Below are 20,052 nucleotides of genomic sequence, written 5' to 3'. Positions count from 1 at the left end.
CGCTTTGGGGGCCATCGGTAACTTCGTTCGCATCACTGATTTCCAGTGATCGGGTTTAGTAGCCCGTGGATTAACGAGGCGCTTTTGTGCTCCTGACAGTCAGGTATTTCAACCTGCACTTGATGGCAGCAGTGCGCAGGGCGCCTTCGGGCGCGCCGGTTTCTCGTGTCCCCGGTCTACTAACCTGCGCACAGCTGCCACCCTTTTGTGTAGTAGCGACTCGGTGACGGCTCCACTTTTGGACCGAATTATGACTAATACAACAGCAAACCCACCGGGCACCGATCTGGACGCCCCACGCCAACCAAGCAAAATCTTCCTCATCGCCCCCGATATCGACAACCACACCCTGCTGGAATACGCCTGTGAATCCCTGGCATCAGCGAACGTCATGGCGAGCGATTTCGCGAGGTATCTGGAAGGATCGCAAAGCAACACACTGCTGGGGATTCAACAGTCGATCATGCTGGGAGAATTGGCGGTGAATCGTGTGCTGGATAACCTCGATCCATCCTGAACGATCAAAAATCCTGGCAGGAGTAGACCCATGACCGAACAATTCACTTGCTGGGACTCTGCCGAGTACCTCAAGACTGAGGAGGACATGGCCAATTATCTTGACGCTTGTATGGAAGAAGCAGGAGATGATCCAGCATTCATCGCGAAGGCTCTCGGGACTATTGCACGTGCTCGCGGCGTGATTCAGGTGGCGCTGGATGAGGGGCGGCGATGACAAGCCGACCTGTTTGTGAAGGGGCGCCGAAAGGCGCCCTTTGTCGTTTCTGACGTTACGGAAATCGTTGAATGACTCGATTGATGACCCGCGCAGGAAGACCAGCGGGGCGGTTACGTTGATTGAATGGCTGACGCCATAGAGCTTCAAAGTTTTGTTGGGTACGGCCGATAACCATCGTTGGACTCATCAAAACAATGGAGATACAGGATGTTCAAGCAGATAACCTTCACCGCTTTGCTGGCATTGACCGCTCTGACCGGTGGTTGTGCTTCGGTAAAAATGGCTGATGAAACCCAGGACGCTCAAGCGAAAACGTTCCAGGTCACCCCGGACAAAGCCAACATCTACGTTTATCGCAACGAGAGTATGGGTGCAGGCGTGAAAATGCCGGTGGCACTCAATGGCAAGCCGGTAGGGCAAACCGTCGCCAAGTCTTACCTGATGTTATCCGTCCCGGCCGGTCAACAGACCCTGGTGTCTTCGGCGGAAAACGATTCTGAACTGAAACTCACCGCAGAAGCCGGCAAGAACTACTTTGTCTGGCAGGAAGTGAAAGTGGGCTTCATCAAGGCGCGCAACAACCTGCAAGTCGTCGACGACAAGACAGGTCGCGCTGGCGTCGCTGAAAGCAAATTGATTCAAGCTCAGTAAGCGACTGGGCGCCCCCTGCGTAAATCGCGGGGGTGGTCCCGTTCACTGCATCCGTACCAAATCCCCGCGCAACGCTACTCGCGCCACAAACACTCCGGCCCGGCACTCATAGGTGTTCAGGTCCTTGCGCACATGCTGATCGTAATAACTCACGATGTTGGTCACCGCATTCGCCCCGACCCGCTTTGCTTCTGCTTGCAACTCGATCAACGTCGATTGCACTGCCCACTCACAGGCATCGAAATCGCTCTTGTTGGAGGCATTGGTGGGCCAGTCGCTGACGACATTCGTGCGCAACACTTGAAGGTGCTCCGTCGGTCCGTTGCCGGCCAGGTAGAACCTCACGCTGCCATCGAGCCGCCCGGCGCGGATCGCATTGGACAGGACTGTCTCAAAAGGCAAGTACATCAGATTGGTCGCCTGGCTGGCACTGGGCAGCAGGCCGAACAGTAACGCGGCGATCAGGGCTTTCACTTGCATGGTCATCTCCTTGACGTGAAAGAGAACCGCGAGTCATGCGACGTATCAGCGTTTTCGGTTCGAGCAGGCTGGGTGCATGCGGTCTGATTCAGCGAGTGTAGATGGGATTGACTGATCCTTCCCCCGCTCCTGCGTGGGAAGGATCAATCACCTACTTCCCAGTTACGACCAACGCCGAAAGATCAGCGAAGTATTAACCCCACCAAACGCAAAGTTGTTGTTCATCACGTATTGGTTGCTCATCTGCCGGAACTCGCCGCGCAGGTAATCGAGTTTGCCGCAGTGAGGGTCGACGTCGTCGAGGTTGAGGGTGTGGATGTACAGGTCGCGGTTCATCATTTCGATGCTGAACCAGGATTCCAGCGCACCGCAGGCTCCAAGGGTGTGACCGAGGAAGCTCTTCTGCGAGCTGATCGGCATGTGCTCACCGAACAACGCGCTCGTTGCCAGTGTTTCGGCAATGTCGCCCTGTTCAGTCGCGGTGCCGTGACCATTCACGTAGCCGATGTCTGAAGGTTGCAGCCCTGCGTCTTCCAGGGCCAGCTCCATGGCTCGGCGCATGGTGACCTGCTCTGGGCGGGTGGCGTGCTGGCCGTCGGCGTTGCTGCCGAAACCGACGAGTTCGGCGTGGATGTGCGCACCGCGAGCCAATGCGTGTTCGAGTTCTTCGAGCACCAGCATGCCGCTGCCTTCACCGATCACCAGGCCATCGCGGCCGCTGTCGTAGGGGCGTGGGGACGTCTGCGGCGCATCGTTTTTCAGGCTGGTGGCGTAGAGCGCATCGAAGACCATCGCTTCGGTCGGGCACAGCTCTTCAGCGCCGCCGGCGAGCATCAATGGCAGGCGACCAAACTTGACCGACTCGTAGGCATAACCGATGCCCTGGCTGCCGCTGGTGCAAGCGCTGGAGGTCGGGATCAGCCGACCGGTGAGGCCGAAGAAGATGCTGATATTCGCCGCTGTGGTGTGCGGCATCATGCGCACATAAGAGTTGGCGTTCAGGCCCTCGGCCACCGAGTTGAGCAGCATGTTGCCGAACGCCTTGATCTCGTCGGTGCTACCGGTGGATGAGCCGCAGGAAACGCCCATGCGCCCGTCCTTGATCGACGGGTCACCCAACAGCCCGGCATCGGCCAATGCCTGTTCTGCCGCGCCGACCGCCAGGCGCGAGACCCGGCCCATGCTGCGCAATTGTTTGCGGGTCCAGTGGCTCGGGACCTTGAAGTCGTCGATCGGCCCCGCCAGGCGCGTGTTGAGTTCGGTGAAACGATCCCACTCGTCCATCCGGCGGATACCGCTGCGGTTGGCCGCGAAGTTAGCGGCGATGGTGTCCCAATCGCTACCGAGTGAGGTGATGCCGGCCATGCCGGTGACGACGACGCGCTTCATCAGCACAGGCCTCCGTTAACGGCCAGAACCTGCCGGGTGATGTACGACGCTTCCGCGGACATCAGGAAATTCACCGCGCTGGCCACCTCTTCCGGGGTGCCCATGCGTTGTGCGGGAATCATTTTCATCATTTCTTCCACCGGCACGTTTTCATCGAGCATCGCGGTGTCGATCAAGCCGGGTGCGACACAGTTAACAGTAATTTTGCGCTTGCCCAACTCGATCGCCAACGCCTTCGCCGCGCCGATCAACCCGGCCTTGGAAGCGCTGTAGTTGACCTGGCCACGGTTGCCGATCAACCCGGACACCGAGGTGATGCAAACAATCCGTCCGGCCGCGCGACGACGAATCATCGGCATCATCACCGGGTGCAGCACGTTGTAGAAACCGTCGAGGTTGGTGCGCATCACCACATCCCAATCATCCTCGCTCAAGGCCGGAAAAGCACCGTCGCGTGTCAGGCCGGCGTTCAGCACCACGCCGTAGTAGGCGCCGTGGGTTTCCACATCGGCTTCGAGAATGGCTCTGCAATTGGCGCGATCGGACACGTCGAATTGCAGAATGCGCACGTTGCGCCCCAAGGCTTCGATTTCGGCCTTCACGGCTTCAGCGTCCGTCAGGCCGCTGCGGCAATGCAGCACGATGTCATGCCCGGCCTGGGCCAGACGCAAAGCGATAGCGCGGCCGATGCCACGGCTGGAACCGGTGATCAGTACGGATTCAGTCATGGCTGGGTTCCTTGGGTTTCATGAAGGTATTGAGCGGCCTGAGGCGGACGGAACACGTTCAGACGAGCGGTGGCGTGAATGCCAGGGGCGGTGATGTGGCATTCGAACACGCCCATGCCGTTGTCGTCTTCCAGCGAGCGGATGCCGTGGATGGTCAGCTCGGTGCCAGCGGGGAAGTGCTCGACGTTGCATTCGAATTTGCGGGTGCCGAGCAGAAACCCCAGCTCTACCGCATCGCCACGCTGGCGCGCATGGCAACCGGCGTAGGCGGCGACGCTCTGGGCCATCAGTTCGATGCCGACCCAGGCCGGCAGGCTGCCGTCCGGGCGGTTGAACAGGCCATCGGGTCTGACCGTGAGGCGGGTGTAAATCTGCTCGTCATCGAACGACAGGATCTGCTCGATGAAGATCATGTCGCCAGCGTGCGGCAGCAGTTCGGCGATCGGCCAGTCAATCATGGGGCGTCTCCGATAATCAGGCTGACGTTGTTACCACCGAAGGCAAAGGAATTGCTCATCAGATAGCGAGGTGCAATGGACGTCAGGCGATCGGCCGGGGTCACCCATTTCAGGGCTGGCAAATCGGGGTCCGGTTGGCTGTCCCAGACATGGGGCGCCAAGGCGTGCTCGCGGTTGCCTGCACTCAGGCTCAACCAGCAGAACGCCGCTTCCAGAGCGCCGGCCGCCCCGAGGGTGTGGCCGGTCATGGGTTTGGTCGACGAACACGGCACACCCGCCGGGAACAACGTCGCCACCGCCAGGCTTTCCATGGCGTCGTTGTGTTGGGTGGCGGTGCCGTGCAGGTTCAGGTAATCGATCTGCTGCGGTTGCAGTTGTGCTCGGCTCAAGGCTTTGCGCATCGCTTGCAGGGCGCCACGGCCGGTCGGTTCCGGCGCAGAAATGTGATGTGCATCGGAGCTGGCGCCACTGCCGAGCAGGGCAATTGGCTGGCTGTCGCCGACATTTTTGCTCATCAAAAACAGCACCGCCGCTTCGCCTATGTTGATGCCGTTACGGTTCACCGAAAACGGGTTGCAGCGTTGCCCGGACACCGCTTCCAGCGCTGAGAACCCATTGAGGGTCAGCTTGCACAGGCTGTCGACACCGCCGCACAGCACCGCGTCGCAAATGCCCAAGTCCAGCAGTCGCTGAGCACTCATCAACGCCCGGGCGCTGGAGGTGCAGGCCGTGGAAATCACATACGCCGGGCCGCTCAGTTGCAGCCAGTCGGCGAGGAAGTTCGCCGGAGCGCCGAGTTCCTGTTGCTGATAGTCGTAATCGGCCGGGAACTGATGCTCGCGGATGTAATGGGCCAGGCCGCGACTGGCTTCGTCGATGCCCGAGGTGCTGGTGCCCAGAACGATACCGATGCGGTCGCGGCCGTAGGTCTGGATCGCCTGGTCGATGTCTTCGCGAATTTGCAGCGCGGCTTCCAGCAGCAATTGATTATTGCGGGTGTCTTGCGGCGCAAGCTCAGCCGGGATCGGCGCCAGTTCGTCTTGAACTGCTGCCACGGGCAATGACCGTTCCGCCACCCAGCCGGCCTCATTGCGCATGCCCGAACAGTCGCCGGCAAACAGGTTGCGGGCGACTTCGGACTTGTCACGGCCCAGGGCGCAGATCACCCCGAGGGCATTCAGGTAGGCCGTCATGGCGTGTCCCCACTGAGCGGCGTGACTTGATATTTCGGGCCTTTGGGCAGGTTCAATTCAAAGCTCATGGGTTGTGAGTAGCGGACTTCCCAGTGCGCTGGCAAGGACCGTTGCGAACCATGCTGCCACGCGGCGGGGTAGTTGCCCGACAGTTCATCTTTGGGGGTCAGCGCAAACAGCAGCGCGGCGAACAACTCTCGCGCTTCCGGGTTGGGCGGCAGCAGACCGTCAGCCTGCCACTCGCCATCGACCAGTTTCTGGCGTGCCTGGGGAATGCCCAGCAAGTCCATCATCGACCAGCGAATGCCAGGGCCTTCACGCTGGATCACCAGCACCCAGTCCTGCCGTTGGTCGGCCATCAGGCGCTGGATGTGCAATTGCAGCGGCAACGACAGGTTCGGGGTTTGCTCGGGCAGCGGCGCCCGGCTGGCGCAGGCGCTCAGCAACAGGACGCAACCCAAAAGCAGAAAACGGATCATCAGGCACACCTATCAAGGGGTTTGCGCGCGACCACATTGACCAGGGTTTCTTCCCGTTGGCCAAAGGGCTTCGGCCGGCGCAGACCCAAGCGTTCAAACAGGCCGAAATCCTTGGCGCGGCTCCACCACAAGTATGGATAAGACACGTTTTGCGGGCCGAGTTCGAAACCCTGCTGGCGAATCATGTCCAGGTACCCGGCGGCGCTCTTCTGTACGTGCATCGGATGGCGGAACAACCAGCGGATCACCCAGGTATCAATGTAAGCCTCGGTGGATTCGGCGAACAGCAGATAGCCACCGGGCTTGAGCACGCGGTAGAACTCGGCCAGTGCCTGTTCCTGCTGCACCAGATGATGGAAGGTCTGGTGACAGAACAGCAGGTCGACGCTGGCGTCCGGGACGTTGATGCTCGCGCAGTCGCTGCCGGTCAACTCCACCTCCATGCCCTGACGGACGGCTTCTTCGCCGGCCAGCTTCAGGCTGTGAGGGTCGGCGTCCAGACCGATCAGGCGCTGGGGCGCAAAGGTCTGGCGCAGGTACTGGAACGACTTGCCCTGACCGCAACCGGCATCCAGCAGCACCGGATTGCTCGGCGGTGTTTCGCTGAACAGACTGCGCAAATCGCTGATTGCCACCCGCAGAACATGGTGTTGCCAGGTGTGGCTGCGCAGGAACCAGAAACCAAAGCGGGTTTCTTCGACGTAGGTGTCGATCAAGTAGCTCATGTGGCGTCCTTTGCACAGAGCTCCGAGAGCATCCGCAGCCGGCGCTTGGGTTCGGCGACGAACGGATTGCGCTCGTCCCAGGCATACCCGGCCAGAATCGAACTGATCATGCGGCGAATATCCGGCGAGCCGCCCTCATGATAAATCACATCCTGGAACGTCCCGGCGTACCAGCCTTCGACGTAGCAACGGAACGTGTCGACGCCGCGCTTGAGCGGAATGGCGAACTCAGTCTGCCAATCGACATTTTCGCCTTGCAGTTGGCGATGCAGAACTGCGGCGGCCATGCTCGCCGAGCGCATGGCGATGGTCACGCCGGAGGAGAACACCGGGTCGAGGAATTCCGCGGCGTTGCCGAGCAGGGCAAAGCCTGGCCCGTGGAGGGTTTTGACGTTGGCCGAGTAGCCGCCGATGGTTCGAGCAGGCGTATCCCACACGGCGTTGTTCAACACACCCGCCAGGCTTGGGGTTTCAGCGATAAACCCACGCAGGCACTCGTCCAGATTCTCCATGCGGCCTTCGAAGTGTTCGGCTGCCGCGACCACGCCCACCGAGCAACGGCCGTTGCTGAACGGGATGGTCCAGAACCAGATGTCGCGGTGGATCGGATGGGTGGTGATGAGGATTTTTTCGCGCTCGAAGGTTGGGTTGTCGATGTGGTCTTCGACGTGGGTGAACACGGCCTGGCGCACCGGGAAATCCGACGGCGCTTCAAGGTCGAGCAAACGCGGCAACACACGGCCGTAGCCGCTGGCATCCAGCACGAAATCGGCTTCGACGCGGTACTGACTGCCGTCTTCGCGAAGCACATCGAGCTGCGGTTTCGGCAAGGTGAAATCGACGCTGACGATGGCTTCGCCGTACCGAACGTCGACGCCTTGCAGCGCGGCCTGATCGGCCAGCAGCTTGTCGAAATCGGCACGCTGGACCTGAAAGGTAGTCGGCTTGCCGTTGCTGAACGTCTCGCCGAAATCAAAGGCGCTGTATTGCTCGCCCCAAGCGAATGCCGCACCGTTTTTCAGCTGGAATCCGGCGGCGTTCACCGCCTCGAGCATGCCGGCTTCTTCGACGAAATCCAGGCAGTGGGACAGCAGGCTTTCACCGATGGAAAACCTTGGGAAATGCTGGCGTTCGATCATCAATACGTCATGACCTCTGCGCTTGAGCAGCGCGGCGGCGATGGCACCCGACGGACCTGCACCGATCACCACGACCTGGCGATGTTCCATTTCAACTGTTGGCACGGGGGCTCCTTGCCGGGACGGCGATGTTCAGAGGGGGTCGGTGCATACCGGCGAGTGCCGGCAGCAGTGTCGCGATCAGGCCCATCACCATCAGCGCGAAGTACAGCGCCGGGCTGATGAGTTGTTGTTGCAGCAGCAGGTTGAGAAAGACGATCTCGCTCAAGCCACGAATATTCAGCAAGACACTTTCCCGCCAGCGACTGGCGCCTTCAAACGAGGCGCCGGCCCAGCCGAGGCCCAGCCAGTTGCCCAGCAATTTGCTGGCAATCGGGAACAGCAGCAGTGCCGCCAGTTGCACCCAGCCGAGGCTGGCCATGGCCGCGTGGACGTTGATTTGCACGATGCCGAACGTGAGGATCAGCGGGATCGCGATATACGTCTGCAAGTGACTCATCCAGATCACCGGCAACGGCAGCACCAGCGGCACTTTGAGCGCGGCCATCCACAGCAGGTAACCGATGCCGAAAATCAGCGCATTGAGCTTGAAGTGTTCCGCCACGACCAGCAGTGCGAAGAAGCAACCGCTGTGCAGCAGCGGCTGGCGCAATCGGAGCAGGCGCAGCAGCAGCGGCAGGCAGGCGCCGGCCAGGGGCAGCAAGAGGCTACTCAGGTGCAGGCTGCCCTGGGCGATGGCGAACAGGGTCCAGCAAGTGAGGTCGATCAGGATGGCGGTCTGCACCAGTCGCCGGGTGGCGGCAGGCGGGTATTTGATGTGCCGCAGGTACAAATACAACACCGGAATCGCGGTGATGGCGAACAGCAGGCCGACCGCCAGCGAACTGATCCAGGGTTGCGGCGGTAACAGCCACACTGCAGTCGCTAGGCCGCAGGCAAAGGGAATACAGAAACTCGGCAGGGCGATTTTCAGGCTCTGGCGGTCGAGTCGCAGGTCAATCACGTCACTGAGAATGTGCCCCAGCAACAACGCAAAACTCAGGCTGTAGACGTTTTTCAGCCAGGTCGGCGCGACCAGCGCGGCGCCGCTCAATTGCCACTGGGGTTCGATCCAGAAGTACATCAGCAGCGGCAGGCCGAAGGTGGCCAGCAGCAACTGGCTGACAATCGGGATCACGCCGAAGTGACGACCGACACGGGTGGCCACGGCGAACAACGCCAGGGCCATGACCCAGAACACGGCGATCATCATGTTGCCGACTCCGTGACCGGGGCAGTGTGAACCTGGCGTCCGGCCCAAGGCGCAAGGATGAAGCTGAACGCCAGCCCGAGGCTCACCGACAGACCAAAGTTGCTCACCGCCGGCGTGCTGGACACCGCCAGCAGACCGAACGACAGCCAGGTGGTCAGCGCCGCCAGCAAGGTGCCCAACAGGCTCACGGCAGCGCCGCCGACCTGTTCTCGCATGAGGATCGCGTAATCGACGCTGATGGCCGTCACCAGCAGCAGGCCGAACAGGCTGAACAGCGTCAGCGGTTGCCCTAGCCAGCCGAGACTGGCCAGGCTGCACAGCGCGGCCAGCAGCGGCAGGGCAACGATCCGCAGCGCGCCGCCGAAGCCGAACGGCAGGATCAGCACCAGCACGATCAGCACGCAGGAAGCGAGCTTCAACTCTGCGGCACTGATCTGGGTGTCGGCGAACACCTTGTTCAACTCCCCGAGGCGATCCACCAGTTCCACGCCCGGCAAATCCAGCGCCTGGACGCGCAGCAGGGCAGGATTGTTCAGCCCTTGCAGGCTGACCATCGCCGCCACACCGTCATCGGTCGGTCCCAGCCACAGCGTGCGGTAGGGTTCCGCCAACGGACCGGCCAGCGCCGCGTCGATGTCTTCGGAGGGCAGTGCCTGCAACTTCGTGAGCTCTGCTTGCAGCGCCTCGGCCGGCACGCCGACATCGAGCAGCGGTTGCCAGAACTGCGGCAACTTGTTCAGCGCTTCACGCACTTTCTGCTGTTCGGTGGGTTGGCTGACCAATTGATTGAGCGACAGATAACCCTGGAGTTTTTCCAGATTGACCAACTGATCCAGTCGCTCGCTCAGCGCGGTTTCTCGTTCCAGCAGTTGCTGCTGATTGGCCGCGCGCACCAGGAAGAACTGGCTGGTGGGTTGATAGCCGGTGATGCGTGCAATGGTTTGTGCTTCGTCAGTCAGTTGCTGCGGTGCACCGACCCACTGGCGAATGTCGTTTTTGGTGTCGAGCTGCAGCAGACCGCCCACACAAAAGGCAATCAGCAGCGCCAGCAGCACTGGCGTGCTCGCGAGTTTGAGCAACGCTTCCCGGCGCCCCAGCAAATACTCGGCCACCCGCAGCGGCCACTGCGCCGGACGCAAATCTGTGCCCTTGAGCAGTGCCGGCAGCAGGCACACGGCGGACAAATAAGCGCCGAGCAGGCCGGCGGCAGAGAACACGGCAATCTGGGTCAGCGCCGGGAACGGTGTCCAGGCCAGGGCCAGGTAACCGATGCAACTGGTGATCAGGCTCAGCGTCAGGCCCGGCAACGTCAGGCGCAGGGCCGGCCAACTGTGCCAGGGTTTCAGGCTCCAGCTCTTGGACAGGTAATGCAGCGGGTAATCGACCGCCACGCCGATCAGGCTCGAACCGAGCACCAGCGTCATCACATGCATATGGCCGAACAGCGCCACGCAGGCCACCGCACCGAAGAGCATGCCGACCAGCACCGGGACGAAGGCCAGCAACACCCGCCAGCGCCGGAAGGCCAGCAGCAACATCAACAGAATGCCCACCGTGGCGCCGCCACCGACCCAGGTCATTTCCCGGGTGGCTTGCTTTTGCCCACTGGCCGCATAGAGCAAGCCGCTGGCGGCAAGCAATTGAACGTTGGCCTGTGCGGCTTGTTCACGGCTGTGCTGGAGCAGGTCGGCCACTTGCAGCGGCAGGTTCATGTCGAAGGCGTTGCCCGTGGTGCGCGAGCGCAGCAGCACCCAACTCTTGCCGTCGGCATCGGCGACCAGCGCACCGCTGCCGATGTCCAGTTGCACCGAACCGTGCTGCGGCTGGCTGTTCTGGATGCGCCCGGTCAGGCCCAGCCAGTCATCCTGACTCGGCACCAGACTGAAACCGGTGAAAGGGTCGAACAGCGCTTGCACTCGCTGCTGGATAAAGGCGTCGGGATGCTCAATGAGTTGCTGCCGGTCAGCCGCTGAGAGCATCGCCAGTCGGCCATTGAGCAATTGCGTGCGCAGCGCCGGCAAGTCGGCTTGCAGGTTCCACTGGACCTTTTCGAACAAGCCGCTGGCCTGCCATTGCTCGCCCAGCTTCTGCGCCATGGCGACCGCTTGCTGGCGATCGGTGTGGCCGACCAGCACCAGCATTTCTCGGTTCAGCGGTTCTTGCATGCGTTGTTCGGCGCGCAGTTCCAACGCGTCCGGCGCCGTGCCCGGCACCAGTTCCATCAGGTTGGCCGACAGCGGGGCGCCGTCACGCCATTGCCAGCCGGCGAGCGCGAGCACCGCCAGCAGCAGGATCAGAAACAGCCGCGGAAGACTCCGTTCACTCGGCAAAGTCATGTTGCTCCGCATCGCTCAACGGTTGGGCGCTTGTGCTGTCCTGCATGCGCAAAAGCGTGCTGTCGCCCTGGGTTTCGAGCAGCTCGATGCTGTGCACCAGTTCGCCACCGGCAATGTTGATATGAGTGAACACCTGCTTGAGTAGCATGGAGCGTGGGGTCAGCGTCAGCTTCCAGTTCTGTGCGTCGCCGCTCAGTGAAAGCTCGAAGTCCCGTTGCAGCCCGCTGCTGTCACCTTGCAGTACGGCGAGGAACAAGCGGTTCTGCTCGGCGCCGGCACTCTTGCTCGGCAGCATTTGCCAACCGTTGGCGTCTCGCCGGGCAATGCCTTTGTCGCTGATGCGGTAATCCTGTTGCAGTGGGGTTTTCAGCAGCCAGAGCAAGCCGTGGTTTTTAGCGAGGACGAAAGTGCCCTTGCTGGTCAGCGGCTGGGGCAGGGCGCGCAGGTGTTTTTCCTGGATGAAGTTGCCGTGGATCACGTCAGGTTTTGCCAGTTGATCGCTCAACTGCTGCAAATCAAAAGCCTGAGCGATCGATGACAACCCAAGCAGCGCCAACGCGCCGAGGCATTTGAAAAACGGGGTCATGCGAGCATCCTTTCGACAGCGTCGGTGAAGACCTTGGGTGAGGCCAGCTGCATTTCGCGGCTGCTCATGTCGACGGCGACCTGCACGGAACTGGCGCGGGTCAAGCGTTCTCCGGTTTGCAGATCGCTGATCAGGTAGCTGATCTTCAGACGGTTCTCCCATTCCACCAGATTGGCGCGCACGTTGAGCTTTTGGCCGAACACGGCGCCGCGCACATAACGCAGTTGCAGATCGATCACTGGCCACGCGTAGCCCGACTCGACCATCGCCGTGTAGTTGTGGCCGATCTTGTCCAGCAGCGCGCAGCGGGCGACTTCCAGGTACTTGATGTAATGGCCGTGCCAGACGACGTTCATGGTGTCGACATCAAAGAACGGCACGAGGATTTCCGTATCGGTGTGAAGCACTCCCTTGCTACGCATGCAGCCTCCAGTGTTGCTCGGCAATTCGCTTCAGGCACAGGCGCAGTTCGCCTTCCAGCGCGCGGTCTTCGATGACTGGCGGGAAGTCCTTGGCCAGTTCTTCGTGCATTTCGGCCAAGGCTGGCGGCAACGGGCGCGCATCCTCGGCCTTGCTGCGCAGCCAGACGCCTTGGTTGGCGGTCAGCAGGGTGGCAGCGGCAACCTGTTCGGTCAGCTCCAGCACACGGATTGCATCGCGGGCGGCGATGGTGCCCATGCTCACTTTGTCCTGGTTGTGGCACTCGGTGGAGCGCGAGAAGACGCTGGCCGGCATGGTGTTTTTCAGCGCTTCGGCGGTCCAGGCACTGGTGCCGATCTGCACGGCTTTGAAGCCGTGGTTGAGCATCGCGCGATCCGCGGTGGCGCCGGACAGGTTGCTTGGCAAGCCGTGGTTGTAACGCTCGTCCACCAGCAAGGCGAGTTGACGATCAAGCAGGTCGGCGACGTTGGCCACCAGGTTTTTCAGGCTGTCCATGGCGAACGCGATGTGGCCGCCGTAGAAGTGCCCGCCGTGCAGCACGCGTTCGGCTTCGGCGTCGATGATCGGGTTGTCGTTGGCGCTGTTGAGCTCGATCTCGATGAATGAGCGCAGCCAGTTCAGGCTGTCGGCCAGCACGCCGAGGACGTGGGGGGCGCAACGCAGGGAATAGCGGTCTTGCAGGCGATGCAGCGGCGCGGTCGGCGCGTCGATCGCCAGATCCTTGCGCAGCCACGCGGCAACTTGCATTTGCCCCGGATGCGGTTTGGCGGCGAACAGGCGCTCGTCGAAGTGCTCGGGGTTGCCTTGCAATGCGACCACATTCAGCGCGGTGATGCGCGTGGCCAGTTGCAGCAGGTAATCGGCGCGGGCGTAGGCCAGGCACGCGAGACCGGTCATGACGGCGGTGCCGTTCATCAGCGCCAACGCTTCTTTCGGGCGCAGGACCAGCGGCTCCCAACCGAGTTCGCGGTGTACGTCGGCCGCTTGGCGGCGTTCGCCACGGAACATCACTTCACGCTCGCCGGACAAGGTCGCGGCGACGTAAGACAACGGCGTCAAATCACCGCTGGCGCCCACTGAACCTTCTTCCGGAATCAGCGGCAGAATGTCGTGTTCGAGGAAGGCTTGCAGGCGTTCCAACAGTTCCACACGCACCCCGGACACGCCGTGGCACAGCGACTGCAAACGCGCCGCCAGCACCGCGCGAGTGGCTTGTGCGTCGAGCAGTTTGCCCAAGCCGCAGCCGTGGAACGTGTACAGATGACGGGGCAAGGCCTCGACATGATGCAGCGGCACCGCGACCACGCAAGAATCGCCGTAGCCGGTGGTCACGCCGTAGATCACGCCTTCCTTGTCCAGCAAGGAGTCCAGGAATCGTGCACCCTTGGCGATACGCTCGCGGTACGCAGGGTCGCTTTGCAACTGCGTCGGCACCTGACGGTTGGCCAGGGCCAGCACGTCTTCGATGCGCAAAGGGAGTTCGCCGAAGGTTACCGGCTCAAGCGTTGGCGTCGTCATCGGTCTTCCAGAAAGGGTAAAAGTTGAACCATTGTTGGGGCGCTTCAAGGCAATAGTGACCCAAGCGTTCGGCATAGCGGGAGGCCCACTGATGAATGACCTGCTCGCGGTCGCTGCGCTTCCACACCACGGCCTCGGCGAACGGTTCGAGGGTCAGTCGATAGTCGCCCGTTGGCTTCTTCAGGCACAGCATCAGGTTGATCGGGCATTTCAGCAGACCGGCCAGCAACCATGGGCCCTGAGGGAACGCGGCTTGATGGCCGAGGAAGTCCACCGTCACGCTACGCCCGCCGTGCAGCGGCACGCGATCGCCGGCAATCGCCAGCCACTCGCCGCGCTCCAGGCGTTCATGGAGTTGCAGCATGATCAGCGGGTCCAGCTCGCTGACCTGAATCAGCCGCAAATTGGTCGCGCCGGCTTCACCCAGCAAGCGGTTGAATTGCTCGGCATGCTTGGTGTGCACCAGCACGTTCATCGTGACTTTTTCGCCGATCTCGGCCAGCGCACGGCAGACCTCGAGATTGCCCAAATGCGCGCCCACCAGCATCTGCCCGCGGGTGCCGCGCAGTTGATTGCGCAGCAATGCCGGGTCGATGATTTCAATCTGCTCGATGCTCAACTTGCCGTTCCATACGTCGAGCTTGTCGAGCATGGAGTCGGCGAAGGCCATGAACTGTCCGAACACTCGCCAATGGGTCGGGCGTAATTCGTTGCGACCACTCCAGTCGGCGAGCCTCTGCTGGTATTGCCAGGCGCTGTGACGGGCGCTGCGCCCGAACAGGAAAAAGTACAGAACGATGCCGTACAGCAGCGGGCTCAACAACCGACGGCCCAAGACTTTTGCGCAGACCGCGGTGAACTTCATCAACCAGAAACTGCCGCGCTCCTGGCGATCAGCCCAGTGTTCCTTGTCTGCGCTCATGCTCGCCACCGTCGCCAGAGGATCACTGGCGCCCGCAGCAACATGCCGAAGAACAACCGGGTGTGCATGCTTGTAATCAGCACGTTGTCGTGGAACAGGCGGAAATGCGAGACGCCATCCAGCGGGTAATGGACGTTGGTTTGCAGCCATTGCATGGGCAGATTGCGCCAGGCCAGTCGTACGAGAATGTCCGAGTCGAAGTCCATGCGCTTGCCGATCTTCGCCGAATTGATCAGCGCCAGGGTCGGTGGTAACGGATAAACGCGGAAACCGCACATGGAATCGCGAATCTGCAACGACAGGGTGTTGATCCAGACCATGACGTGAGTCAGGTAGCGGGCGTACAAACGACCTTTCGGCACGCTGGCGTCGTAACGCGGGTAGCCGCAGATCACCGCCTCGGGATGGGCGCGTGACAGTTCGATGAAAGTCTGGACGTCTTGCAGATCATGCTGACCGTCGGCGTCCACCTGCAAGGCATGGCTGAAGCCCAGGCGCGAGGCTTCGCGCATGCCAGTCATGACCGCGCCACCCTTGCCCTGGTTGGCGCCGAGCCGGATCAGGAAAACGTTGTCGCGCAGGGCCAGTTGATCAAGCACCTTTGCGCAGGCCGGGCTGCTGGCATCGTCCACCAAAATGCATGGCAGGCGGCTGGCGAGCAGCGCATCAACCACCGTGGTGATAGCGGTTTCGTGGTTGTAGACCGGGACGATTGCGCAGGGGTTATGCATCGCCTGCCGCCTCCAGCAAGATTCGCCCACTGGAGCAGGTTGCGGTCTCGTTGCGATAGGTGAAATACAACTTGCTGCGCGTCGGATCGAAGCGCAGGTGCAGCTGGACTTCATCGCCGGGGCGTACCAGTTGCTGGAATTTCAGCACTTCCATGCCGGCGAATTTTGCCGGCAGGTCCATCAATTGCTGACCCAGGGTTAGCGCCCACTCCACTTGCACCACGCCGGGCAATACCGGCGCCTGGGGGAAGTGACCGCTGAAGTAGGCGAGGTCGGGTGGTACCGCCAGTTGCAGGCTCCATTCGCCATCGACTTCGACTTGATCCAGCACTTCAGGCGTCTTTGGACGCGGCGCCAGCAGCAGGGCTTCAACGGTGGCCTGGGGCAGTTTGCCCTGAGCGTTCAGTGGCAGTTGCCGCAGCAGGCGCCAGCGTCGTGGCAGGGCCAGGGCTTCGCAATGCTGGCTCAGATGCTGACGCAGTTCTTGCGTAAGGGTGCGTCGACCCTGATTGCGCAGCGCATGCAGGCCTGACTCGGTCAGCACCAGCAGCGCACCCAATGAAGCACGGTTTTCCTGAACCACGCCAAGACGCGCTTCGGCTACCCAGTTGTGGGCCATTAGTGCCTGTTCCAGCATGGGTAGAGAGATACGTTTTTCTTCCAGTTTGACGATCCGGTCCAGCCGTCCGAGCAGTTCGAATCGGCCGTCGGCAGCGATTCGCGCGGCATCCGCGGTGTGTTCGATATGCCCGGGAGGCAAGTACGGCGAAGCAATGAGCAGAGCACCGTCGCTGTCCTGGCTTAACTTGATGTCAGCAAAGGGCTGCCAGAGCGCATGGCCCTGACGCCAGGCGATCCCGCCGGTTTCCGAGCTGCCAAGGATTTCCGTCGGCCATTGCTGCAGGCGTTGCTGAAGGCTTTGTGCAGCCTCGGCCGGCAATGCACCACCGGAAGAAAATACTCGGCGAACTGCACTTAATGCGGGCCAGTCGAGGTTGTCGCCCATGCGCTTGAGCAGCGCCGGGCTGGCGACCCAGGCGAACACCGGGTGTTCGCGGCTGGCGCGCTGCAGGTCTTCAGGGAATGCCAGCTGCTTGCGCACAAACGAGCGCCCGGCGCACAGCGGCCAGAGCACCCGAAACAACAATCCGTAGATATGTTGAGTGGCGACGCTGCCGATGATGCAAGCCGCGCCAAGATCGGCGCCCCAGAGCAGTTCCAGTGCTTCGACTTCATTGGCCAGTTGGCGCAGGGTTTTGTCGATGCGCTTGGGCTCGCCACTGGAGCCGGACGTGCACAGGCTCAGCGAACAGCGATCCAGATCCAGCGCGGCGGCCATCAACGGCGGATGCCGATAATCGCTCAGGTGCGCGTCATCGCCCTGATCGGTCAGCCACAGATCGACTTCGGTCGACCAGCGCTGGCGAGTCTGGGCTTGCAGGTCCGCGGGCAGCAGCACGCTGACCCCGGCACGCCAGGCACCGAGCAGGGCAATCGCCAGGTCGGCGGCGTCCTCAAGGTGCACGGCAATGCGCCGCACACCTTGGGTTTGCAGGCCCGCGGCGAGGCTTAACGCCTGTTCGCACAGTTGCGCGTGATTCAGAGCCGGTTCGGCCGTCACGGCACGTTCCGGTTGCGCCTTGAGCAGCAGGTGCTCAAGTTTTATCCAATTCATGGGTGGCCTCGTACCCGTTGTCGTATCAGCCATTCAATGGCAAACAGCAGGCCCATCAATCCGTAGGAAATCAGGCCGGTGTACAACATCCACCAACTCAGCGGCGCCCAGAGGGTCAGGGCGGCGGCGAGCAAACCGTTAAAGAAGAAAAACACGCACCAGACGATCGTCACCTGGCGGGTATAAACAATCGCCTTGGCCGGCAGTTGCGGTTCACGCATGCGCGCCAGGCGTTCGATGATCGGCGGGCCGTATTTCAGGCTCAGGCCAAACAGCCCGAGCATGAACGCACTGATCAGCACCGGGTACCAGCGCAGCAACAGCGGGCTGTCGAACAGCGCCAGCAACAGGCAAAAAGTGATCGCAGTGATCGCCATCCACAGACTGCCGGGCTTGCGCGTACCCAACAGTGCCCGGGCCAGCCACAGGCTGCCCAGCAGCAGACCAAACTGCCACGGCGCGAAATGCTCCATGCCGAAATACACCGCGAAGGGGTACAGCAGGCCCGCCAGCAGCAGGCCGAGGCCGATCAGTCGGCTCATGCGGCCGGCTGAACCAGACGGTAGACCGCCTCGACCACGTCGCTGACGGTACGCACCGATTTGAACTCTTCGGCAGCGATTTTCTTGCCGGTCTGGCGTTTGATGTGATCGATCAGGTCGACCGCGTCAATGCTGTCGATTTCCAGGTCCTGATACAGGTTGGATTCGAGGCTTACGCGCTCGGGGTCCAGCTCGAAGAGTTCGACCAGAGCATCGCGCAGGGTGTTGAAGATGTCGTCACGAGTTTGCATGGTCCGGTCTCAAGCTGCCTGTTTTGCAGTGACGAACGCCGCAAGGCTCGCCACGTTGCTGAAGTGATTGCGGGTGTCTTTGGCGTCGGCGTCGATTTTGATGCCGTATTTTTTCTGGATCGCCAGGCCGAGTTCCAGAGCGTCTACCGAATCCAGGCCCAAGCCTTCGCCGAACAGCGTCTGGTCGTCGCCGATGTCTTGTGCGCTGATGTCTTCAAGGCCCAGGGCGTCGATGATCAGTTCTTTGATTTCACGGTGTAGATCGCTCATCTTCGGCGAGCTCCTTAATATAGTAATGATGCAAATAGTCATTGAGCTTGCGCGAGGCCTGAGGAGCAGGGCCACACGCCGCGAAGGCTTGTGGGTCTATATCGGCCCCGACACGGAAACTGAAGTGCACACGGCGTTTGGGGATCCGATACCAGGGCTCGGCCTTGGTCAACGTGGTCGGGTTGACCTTGATGATCACCGGGGTGAGGATTTTCGCACCGCGCAGAGCAATTGCCGCAGCACCCCGATGGAAGGCTGGCGCCTGACCGGGCTGAGTGCGGGTGCCTTCAGGAAAGATGATCAGGGTCTGGCCGCTTTTCAGCGCGTCGGCAGCGGCATCGAGCATGTCCATGCTGCCGTCGTTGCTGATGTATTCGATGCAGCGCAGCGGGCCGCGGGTAAACGGGTTCTCCCAGAGACTTTTCTTGACCACGCAGTTGGCGTGGCGCACCAGGCCGATCAGGAACACCACATCAATCAGCGACGGGTGATTGGCAATGATCATTTGCCCCGGTCGACCGAGTTTTTCGGCGCCCTGGATGTCGTAAGTCAGCACACCGGTGCGAGCCATGAACCGCACAAAAAACCAGAACAGGCGAGCAACAGTGTGCCGCGCTCGCCGCCGATGTGTCAGGGCATCGCCGGGCAGGCAGTTCAGTAGCGGGAAAACCACAAGCCGCAGGCACAGCCCGCCCAACCCGAACAGGGTGAAGCTTGCGGCGGTAGCCAGCAGGCGCCAGTAATAGGCGTCGCGGTTTTTTTCGGTTACAGGTTGCGTTGCCAGGTCCATACACGATTTTTCCAGGCATGTTGGCAGGTTGTCTGCTGGCCGAGCAGGGTACTCAATAGGTTCAGGGCATGGGGCCAGTGGGCTTTGGACAACTCATCCGCGGCGCTGTTCAGGGACAACTGCCAGTCGTTGCCGGGGGTGATCAACAGGCCTACCGCGTAAGGGAACGGCACGTCGTCGATCCAGGTCGAGTAGGCCTCGGGCGGTTGCTCTTCGGTAACGATCAGCAGTACCGCGGGAGCACCCTCGGAAAGCAAGGCCGCGGCCTCTAGCATGCCGTGTTCAAGGCCGTCGCCGGCTGCAGCGAGGGCCGTCATTTCACTGGTTTCGCCGCGCATGATCGACCACAGGCCGATGATCGCGTTGTGCACGGACAGGCTGAATTGAGTCGGCGACAGCGGCTGCTCGGCAGCCAGATCGCTGAGGATATCGAAAGTGCGCGGGGTTTCGCCGTGGCGAGAAATAAAGACCAACGGTAGGTCCTGGCGGCCATCGGCCAATGGCCAGCCGACACTGAACGCCATCCGCGCCAGACGACTGAGTCGCCGGCGCTGCATGGCCGGCAAAAACGAGACGTCGGGTGCGGCATCGCTGCTCGCAAGCACGACCGGTTGTCGGCTCCAGGCCTGCCAATCGTCCACGCTTTCGAGCCCAGGGGCCCACGCGCGCCATTGGGCGATGTTGAAATTGATCACAGACATTCATCCCGCCCTTGCGGGCTTCTTTGACGCGGTGAGTCGCAAAAAACGCGAACTACCTT

General features: G+C 61.4%; 23 protein-coding genes and 1 pseudogene. 3 read left to right on the top strand and 21 right to left on the bottom strand.

Features of this window, described 5'->3' with window-relative positions; all coding sequences use genetic code 11:
- Window positions 1–250 precede the first annotated feature (250 nt).
- From ACMXYJ_RS31390 to ACMXYJ_RS31380, 3 genes and pseudogenes are all read left to right on the top strand, one after another.
- On the top strand, window positions 251–517 hold the full coding sequence (locus ACMXYJ_RS31390) for a DUF6124 family protein (RefSeq protein ID WP_415758246.1): 267 nt from the start codon (window positions 251–253) through the stop codon (window positions 515–517).
- A gap of 30 nt (window positions 518–547) precedes the next feature.
- Window positions 548–724, top strand: a pseudogene (locus ACMXYJ_RS31385) (addiction module antidote protein); the annotation flags it as partial.
- Between the two features lie 219 nt (window positions 725–943).
- On the top strand, window positions 944–1,387 hold the full coding sequence (locus tag ACMXYJ_RS31380) for a DUF2846 domain-containing protein (RefSeq protein WP_415758245.1): 444 nt from the start codon (window positions 944–946) through the stop codon (window positions 1,385–1,387).
- A 42-nt stretch (window positions 1,388–1,429) separates the two neighbouring features.
- Here the strand turns inward: ACMXYJ_RS31380 and ACMXYJ_RS31375 are convergent, their stop codons facing one another.
- The 21 genes from ACMXYJ_RS31375 to ACMXYJ_RS31275 form a co-directional block, all read right to left on the bottom strand.
- Window positions 1,430–1,867 carry an excinuclease gene (locus tag ACMXYJ_RS31375; RefSeq protein WP_415758244.1) on the bottom strand — a complete coding sequence of 146 codons (438 nt, stop codon included), beginning with the start codon at window positions 1,865–1,867 and terminating at the stop codon, window positions 1,430–1,432.
- Between the two features lie 162 nt (window positions 1,868–2,029).
- Window positions 2,030–3,256, bottom strand: a complete 1,227-nt coding sequence (locus tag ACMXYJ_RS31370; protein WP_282481062.1) for a beta-ketoacyl-ACP synthase — start codon at window positions 3,254–3,256, stop codon at window positions 2,030–2,032.
- Window positions 3,256–3,984, bottom strand: coding sequence for a 3-ketoacyl-ACP reductase FabG2 (locus ACMXYJ_RS31365; protein ID WP_415758243.1), 729 nt, complete (start codon window positions 3,982–3,984; stop codon window positions 3,256–3,258). The genes ACMXYJ_RS31370 and ACMXYJ_RS31365 overlap by 1 nt, the downstream gene beginning before the upstream one ends.
- A complete protein-coding gene (locus ACMXYJ_RS31360; protein WP_095127485.1) occupies window positions 3,981–4,442 on the bottom strand; it encodes a hotdog family protein in 462 nt (153 codons plus the stop codon). Before ACMXYJ_RS31360 ends, ACMXYJ_RS31365 begins: the two co-directional genes overlap by 4 nt.
- Entirely contained in the window at window positions 4,439–5,635 is a 1,197-nt protein-coding gene (locus ACMXYJ_RS31355; RefSeq protein ID WP_415758242.1) for a beta-ketoacyl-[acyl-carrier-protein] synthase family protein, read from the bottom strand. The genes ACMXYJ_RS31360 and ACMXYJ_RS31355 overlap by 4 nt, the downstream gene beginning before the upstream one ends.
- Complete coding sequence (locus ACMXYJ_RS31350; RefSeq protein ID WP_415758241.1) at window positions 5,632–6,114, bottom strand: hypothetical protein; 483 nt, start codon at window positions 6,112–6,114, stop codon at window positions 5,632–5,634. Before ACMXYJ_RS31350 ends, ACMXYJ_RS31355 begins: the two co-directional genes overlap by 4 nt.
- The gene (locus ACMXYJ_RS31345; protein ID WP_415758240.1) at window positions 6,114–6,839 is read right to left on the bottom strand and encodes a class I SAM-dependent methyltransferase; all 726 of its coding nucleotides are present in this window, start codon (window positions 6,837–6,839) and stop codon (window positions 6,114–6,116) included. Before ACMXYJ_RS31345 ends, ACMXYJ_RS31350 begins: the two co-directional genes overlap by 1 nt.
- A complete protein-coding gene (locus ACMXYJ_RS31340) occupies window positions 6,836–8,083 on the bottom strand; it encodes an NAD(P)/FAD-dependent oxidoreductase (protein WP_415758239.1) in 1,248 nt (415 codons plus the stop codon). The genes ACMXYJ_RS31345 and ACMXYJ_RS31340 overlap by 4 nt, the downstream gene beginning before the upstream one ends.
- The gene (locus ACMXYJ_RS31335) at window positions 8,070–9,230 is read right to left on the bottom strand and encodes a sodium:proton antiporter (protein WP_415758238.1); all 1,161 of its coding nucleotides are present in this window, start codon (window positions 9,228–9,230) and stop codon (window positions 8,070–8,072) included. Before ACMXYJ_RS31335 ends, ACMXYJ_RS31340 begins: the two co-directional genes overlap by 14 nt.
- Window positions 9,227–11,566 carry an MMPL family transporter gene (locus ACMXYJ_RS31330; protein ID WP_415758237.1) on the bottom strand — a complete coding sequence of 780 codons (2,340 nt, stop codon included), beginning with the start codon at window positions 11,564–11,566 and terminating at the stop codon, window positions 9,227–9,229. Before ACMXYJ_RS31330 ends, ACMXYJ_RS31335 begins: the two co-directional genes overlap by 4 nt.
- Window positions 11,550–12,152, bottom strand: coding sequence for an outer membrane lipoprotein carrier protein LolA (locus tag ACMXYJ_RS31325; protein WP_415758236.1), 603 nt, complete (start codon window positions 12,150–12,152; stop codon window positions 11,550–11,552). Before ACMXYJ_RS31325 ends, ACMXYJ_RS31330 begins: the two co-directional genes overlap by 17 nt.
- Window positions 12,149–12,574, bottom strand: a complete 426-nt coding sequence (locus ACMXYJ_RS31320) for an acyl-CoA thioesterase (RefSeq protein WP_056741216.1) — start codon at window positions 12,572–12,574, stop codon at window positions 12,149–12,151. The genes ACMXYJ_RS31325 and ACMXYJ_RS31320 overlap by 4 nt, the downstream gene beginning before the upstream one ends.
- Window positions 12,567–14,111, bottom strand: coding sequence for an HAL/PAL/TAL family ammonia-lyase (locus ACMXYJ_RS31315; protein ID WP_415758235.1), 1,545 nt, complete (start codon window positions 14,109–14,111; stop codon window positions 12,567–12,569). The genes ACMXYJ_RS31320 and ACMXYJ_RS31315 overlap by 8 nt, the downstream gene beginning before the upstream one ends.
- On the bottom strand, window positions 14,092–15,033 hold the full coding sequence (locus ACMXYJ_RS31310) for a glycosyl transferase (protein ID WP_415758234.1): 942 nt from the start codon (window positions 15,031–15,033) through the stop codon (window positions 14,092–14,094). The genes ACMXYJ_RS31315 and ACMXYJ_RS31310 overlap by 20 nt, the downstream gene beginning before the upstream one ends.
- The gene (locus tag ACMXYJ_RS31305; protein WP_415758233.1) at window positions 15,030–15,764 is read right to left on the bottom strand and encodes a glycosyltransferase family 2 protein; all 735 of its coding nucleotides are present in this window, start codon (window positions 15,762–15,764) and stop codon (window positions 15,030–15,032) included. The genes ACMXYJ_RS31310 and ACMXYJ_RS31305 overlap by 4 nt, the downstream gene beginning before the upstream one ends.
- Window positions 15,757–17,439 (bottom strand): AMP-binding protein, encoded by a 1,683-nt coding sequence (locus ACMXYJ_RS31300; RefSeq protein ID WP_415758232.1) that lies wholly within the window; start codon window positions 17,437–17,439, stop codon window positions 15,757–15,759. The genes ACMXYJ_RS31305 and ACMXYJ_RS31300 overlap by 8 nt, the downstream gene beginning before the upstream one ends.
- Window positions 17,436–17,981 (bottom strand): hypothetical protein, encoded by a 546-nt coding sequence (locus ACMXYJ_RS31295; RefSeq protein WP_415758231.1) that lies wholly within the window; start codon window positions 17,979–17,981, stop codon window positions 17,436–17,438. The genes ACMXYJ_RS31300 and ACMXYJ_RS31295 overlap by 4 nt, the downstream gene beginning before the upstream one ends.
- Window positions 17,978–18,232 (bottom strand): acyl carrier protein, encoded by a 255-nt coding sequence (locus ACMXYJ_RS31290; RefSeq protein WP_007992314.1) that lies wholly within the window; start codon window positions 18,230–18,232, stop codon window positions 17,978–17,980. Before ACMXYJ_RS31290 ends, ACMXYJ_RS31295 begins: the two co-directional genes overlap by 4 nt.
- 9 nt (window positions 18,233–18,241) lie before the next feature.
- Window positions 18,242–18,502, bottom strand: a complete 261-nt coding sequence (locus ACMXYJ_RS31285) for a phosphopantetheine-binding protein (RefSeq protein ID WP_008149626.1) — start codon at window positions 18,500–18,502, stop codon at window positions 18,242–18,244.
- The gene (locus ACMXYJ_RS31280) at window positions 18,483–19,292 is read right to left on the bottom strand and encodes a lysophospholipid acyltransferase family protein (protein ID WP_415758230.1); all 810 of its coding nucleotides are present in this window, start codon (window positions 19,290–19,292) and stop codon (window positions 18,483–18,485) included. Before ACMXYJ_RS31280 ends, ACMXYJ_RS31285 begins: the two co-directional genes overlap by 20 nt.
- Entirely contained in the window at window positions 19,268–19,993 is a 726-nt protein-coding gene (locus ACMXYJ_RS31275; RefSeq protein ID WP_415758229.1) for a beta-ketoacyl synthase chain length factor, read from the bottom strand. Before ACMXYJ_RS31275 ends, ACMXYJ_RS31280 begins: the two co-directional genes overlap by 25 nt.
- Window positions 19,994–20,052 lie beyond the last annotated feature (59 nt).

The organism is Pseudomonas arabinosi, assembly GCF_047758675.1.
Classification (GTDB): domain Bacteria; phylum Pseudomonadota; class Gammaproteobacteria; order Pseudomonadales; family Pseudomonadaceae; genus Aquipseudomonas; species Aquipseudomonas arabinosi.
This window is presented reverse-complemented; position numbering and strand designations above follow the sequence as displayed.

Coding starts and splice junctions, on each gene's coding strand:
- ACMXYJ_RS31355 (WP_415758242.1), bottom strand. CDS start 5,635: ATGACGGCCTACCTGAATGCCCTCGGGGTGATCTGCGCCCTGGGCCGT.
- ACMXYJ_RS31285 (WP_008149626.1), bottom strand. CDS start 18,502: ATGAGCGATCTACACCGTGAAATCAAAGAACTGATCATCGACGCCCTG.
- ACMXYJ_RS31305 (WP_415758233.1), bottom strand. CDS start 15,764: ATGCATAACCCCTGCGCAATCGTCCCGGTCTACAACCACGAAACCGCT.
- ACMXYJ_RS31330 (WP_415758237.1), bottom strand. CDS start 11,566: ATGACTTTGCCGAGTGAACGGAGTCTTCCGCGGCTGTTTCTGATCCTG.
- ACMXYJ_RS31320 (WP_056741216.1), bottom strand. CDS start 12,574: ATGCGTAGCAAGGGAGTGCTTCACACCGATACGGAAATCCTCGTGCCG.
- ACMXYJ_RS31390 (WP_415758246.1), top strand. CDS start 251: ATGACTAATACAACAGCAAACCCACCGGGCACCGATCTGGACGCCCCA.
- ACMXYJ_RS31375 (WP_415758244.1), bottom strand. CDS start 1,867: ATGCAAGTGAAAGCCCTGATCGCCGCGTTACTGTTCGGCCTGCTGCCC.
- ACMXYJ_RS31275 (WP_415758229.1), bottom strand. CDS start 19,993: ATGTCTGTGATCAATTTCAACATCGCCCAATGGCGCGCGTGGGCCCCT.
- ACMXYJ_RS31295 (WP_415758231.1), bottom strand. CDS start 17,981: ATGAGCCGACTGATCGGCCTCGGCCTGCTGCTGGCGGGCCTGCTGTAC.
- ACMXYJ_RS31310 (WP_415758234.1), bottom strand. CDS start 15,033: ATGAGCGCAGACAAGGAACACTGGGCTGATCGCCAGGAGCGCGGCAGT.
- ACMXYJ_RS31315 (WP_415758235.1), bottom strand. CDS start 14,111: ATGACGACGCCAACGCTTGAGCCGGTAACCTTCGGCGAACTCCCTTTG.
- ACMXYJ_RS31365 (WP_415758243.1), bottom strand. CDS start 3,984: ATGACTGAATCCGTACTGATCACCGGTTCCAGCCGTGGCATCGGCCGC.
- ACMXYJ_RS31350 (WP_415758241.1), bottom strand. CDS start 6,114: ATGATCCGTTTTCTGCTTTTGGGTTGCGTCCTGTTGCTGAGCGCCTGC.
- ACMXYJ_RS31325 (WP_415758236.1), bottom strand. CDS start 12,152: ATGACCCCGTTTTTCAAATGCCTCGGCGCGTTGGCGCTGCTTGGGTTG.
- ACMXYJ_RS31380 (WP_415758245.1), top strand. CDS start 944: ATGTTCAAGCAGATAACCTTCACCGCTTTGCTGGCATTGACCGCTCTG.
- ACMXYJ_RS31335 (WP_415758238.1), bottom strand. CDS start 9,230: ATGATGATCGCCGTGTTCTGGGTCATGGCCCTGGCGTTGTTCGCCGTG.
- ACMXYJ_RS31290 (WP_007992314.1), bottom strand. CDS start 18,232: ATGCAAACTCGTGACGACATCTTCAACACCCTGCGCGATGCTCTGGTC.
- ACMXYJ_RS31280 (WP_415758230.1), bottom strand. CDS start 19,292: ATGGACCTGGCAACGCAACCTGTAACCGAAAAAAACCGCGACGCCTAT.
- ACMXYJ_RS31345 (WP_415758240.1), bottom strand. CDS start 6,839: ATGAGCTACTTGATCGACACCTACGTCGAAGAAACCCGCTTTGGTTTC.
- ACMXYJ_RS31370 (WP_282481062.1), bottom strand. CDS start 3,256: ATGAAGCGCGTCGTCGTCACCGGCATGGCCGGCATCACCTCACTCGGT.
- ACMXYJ_RS31360 (WP_095127485.1), bottom strand. CDS start 4,442: ATGATTGACTGGCCGATCGCCGAACTGCTGCCGCACGCTGGCGACATG.
- ACMXYJ_RS31300 (WP_415758232.1), bottom strand. CDS start 17,439: ATGAATTGGATAAAACTTGAGCACCTGCTGCTCAAGGCGCAACCGGAA.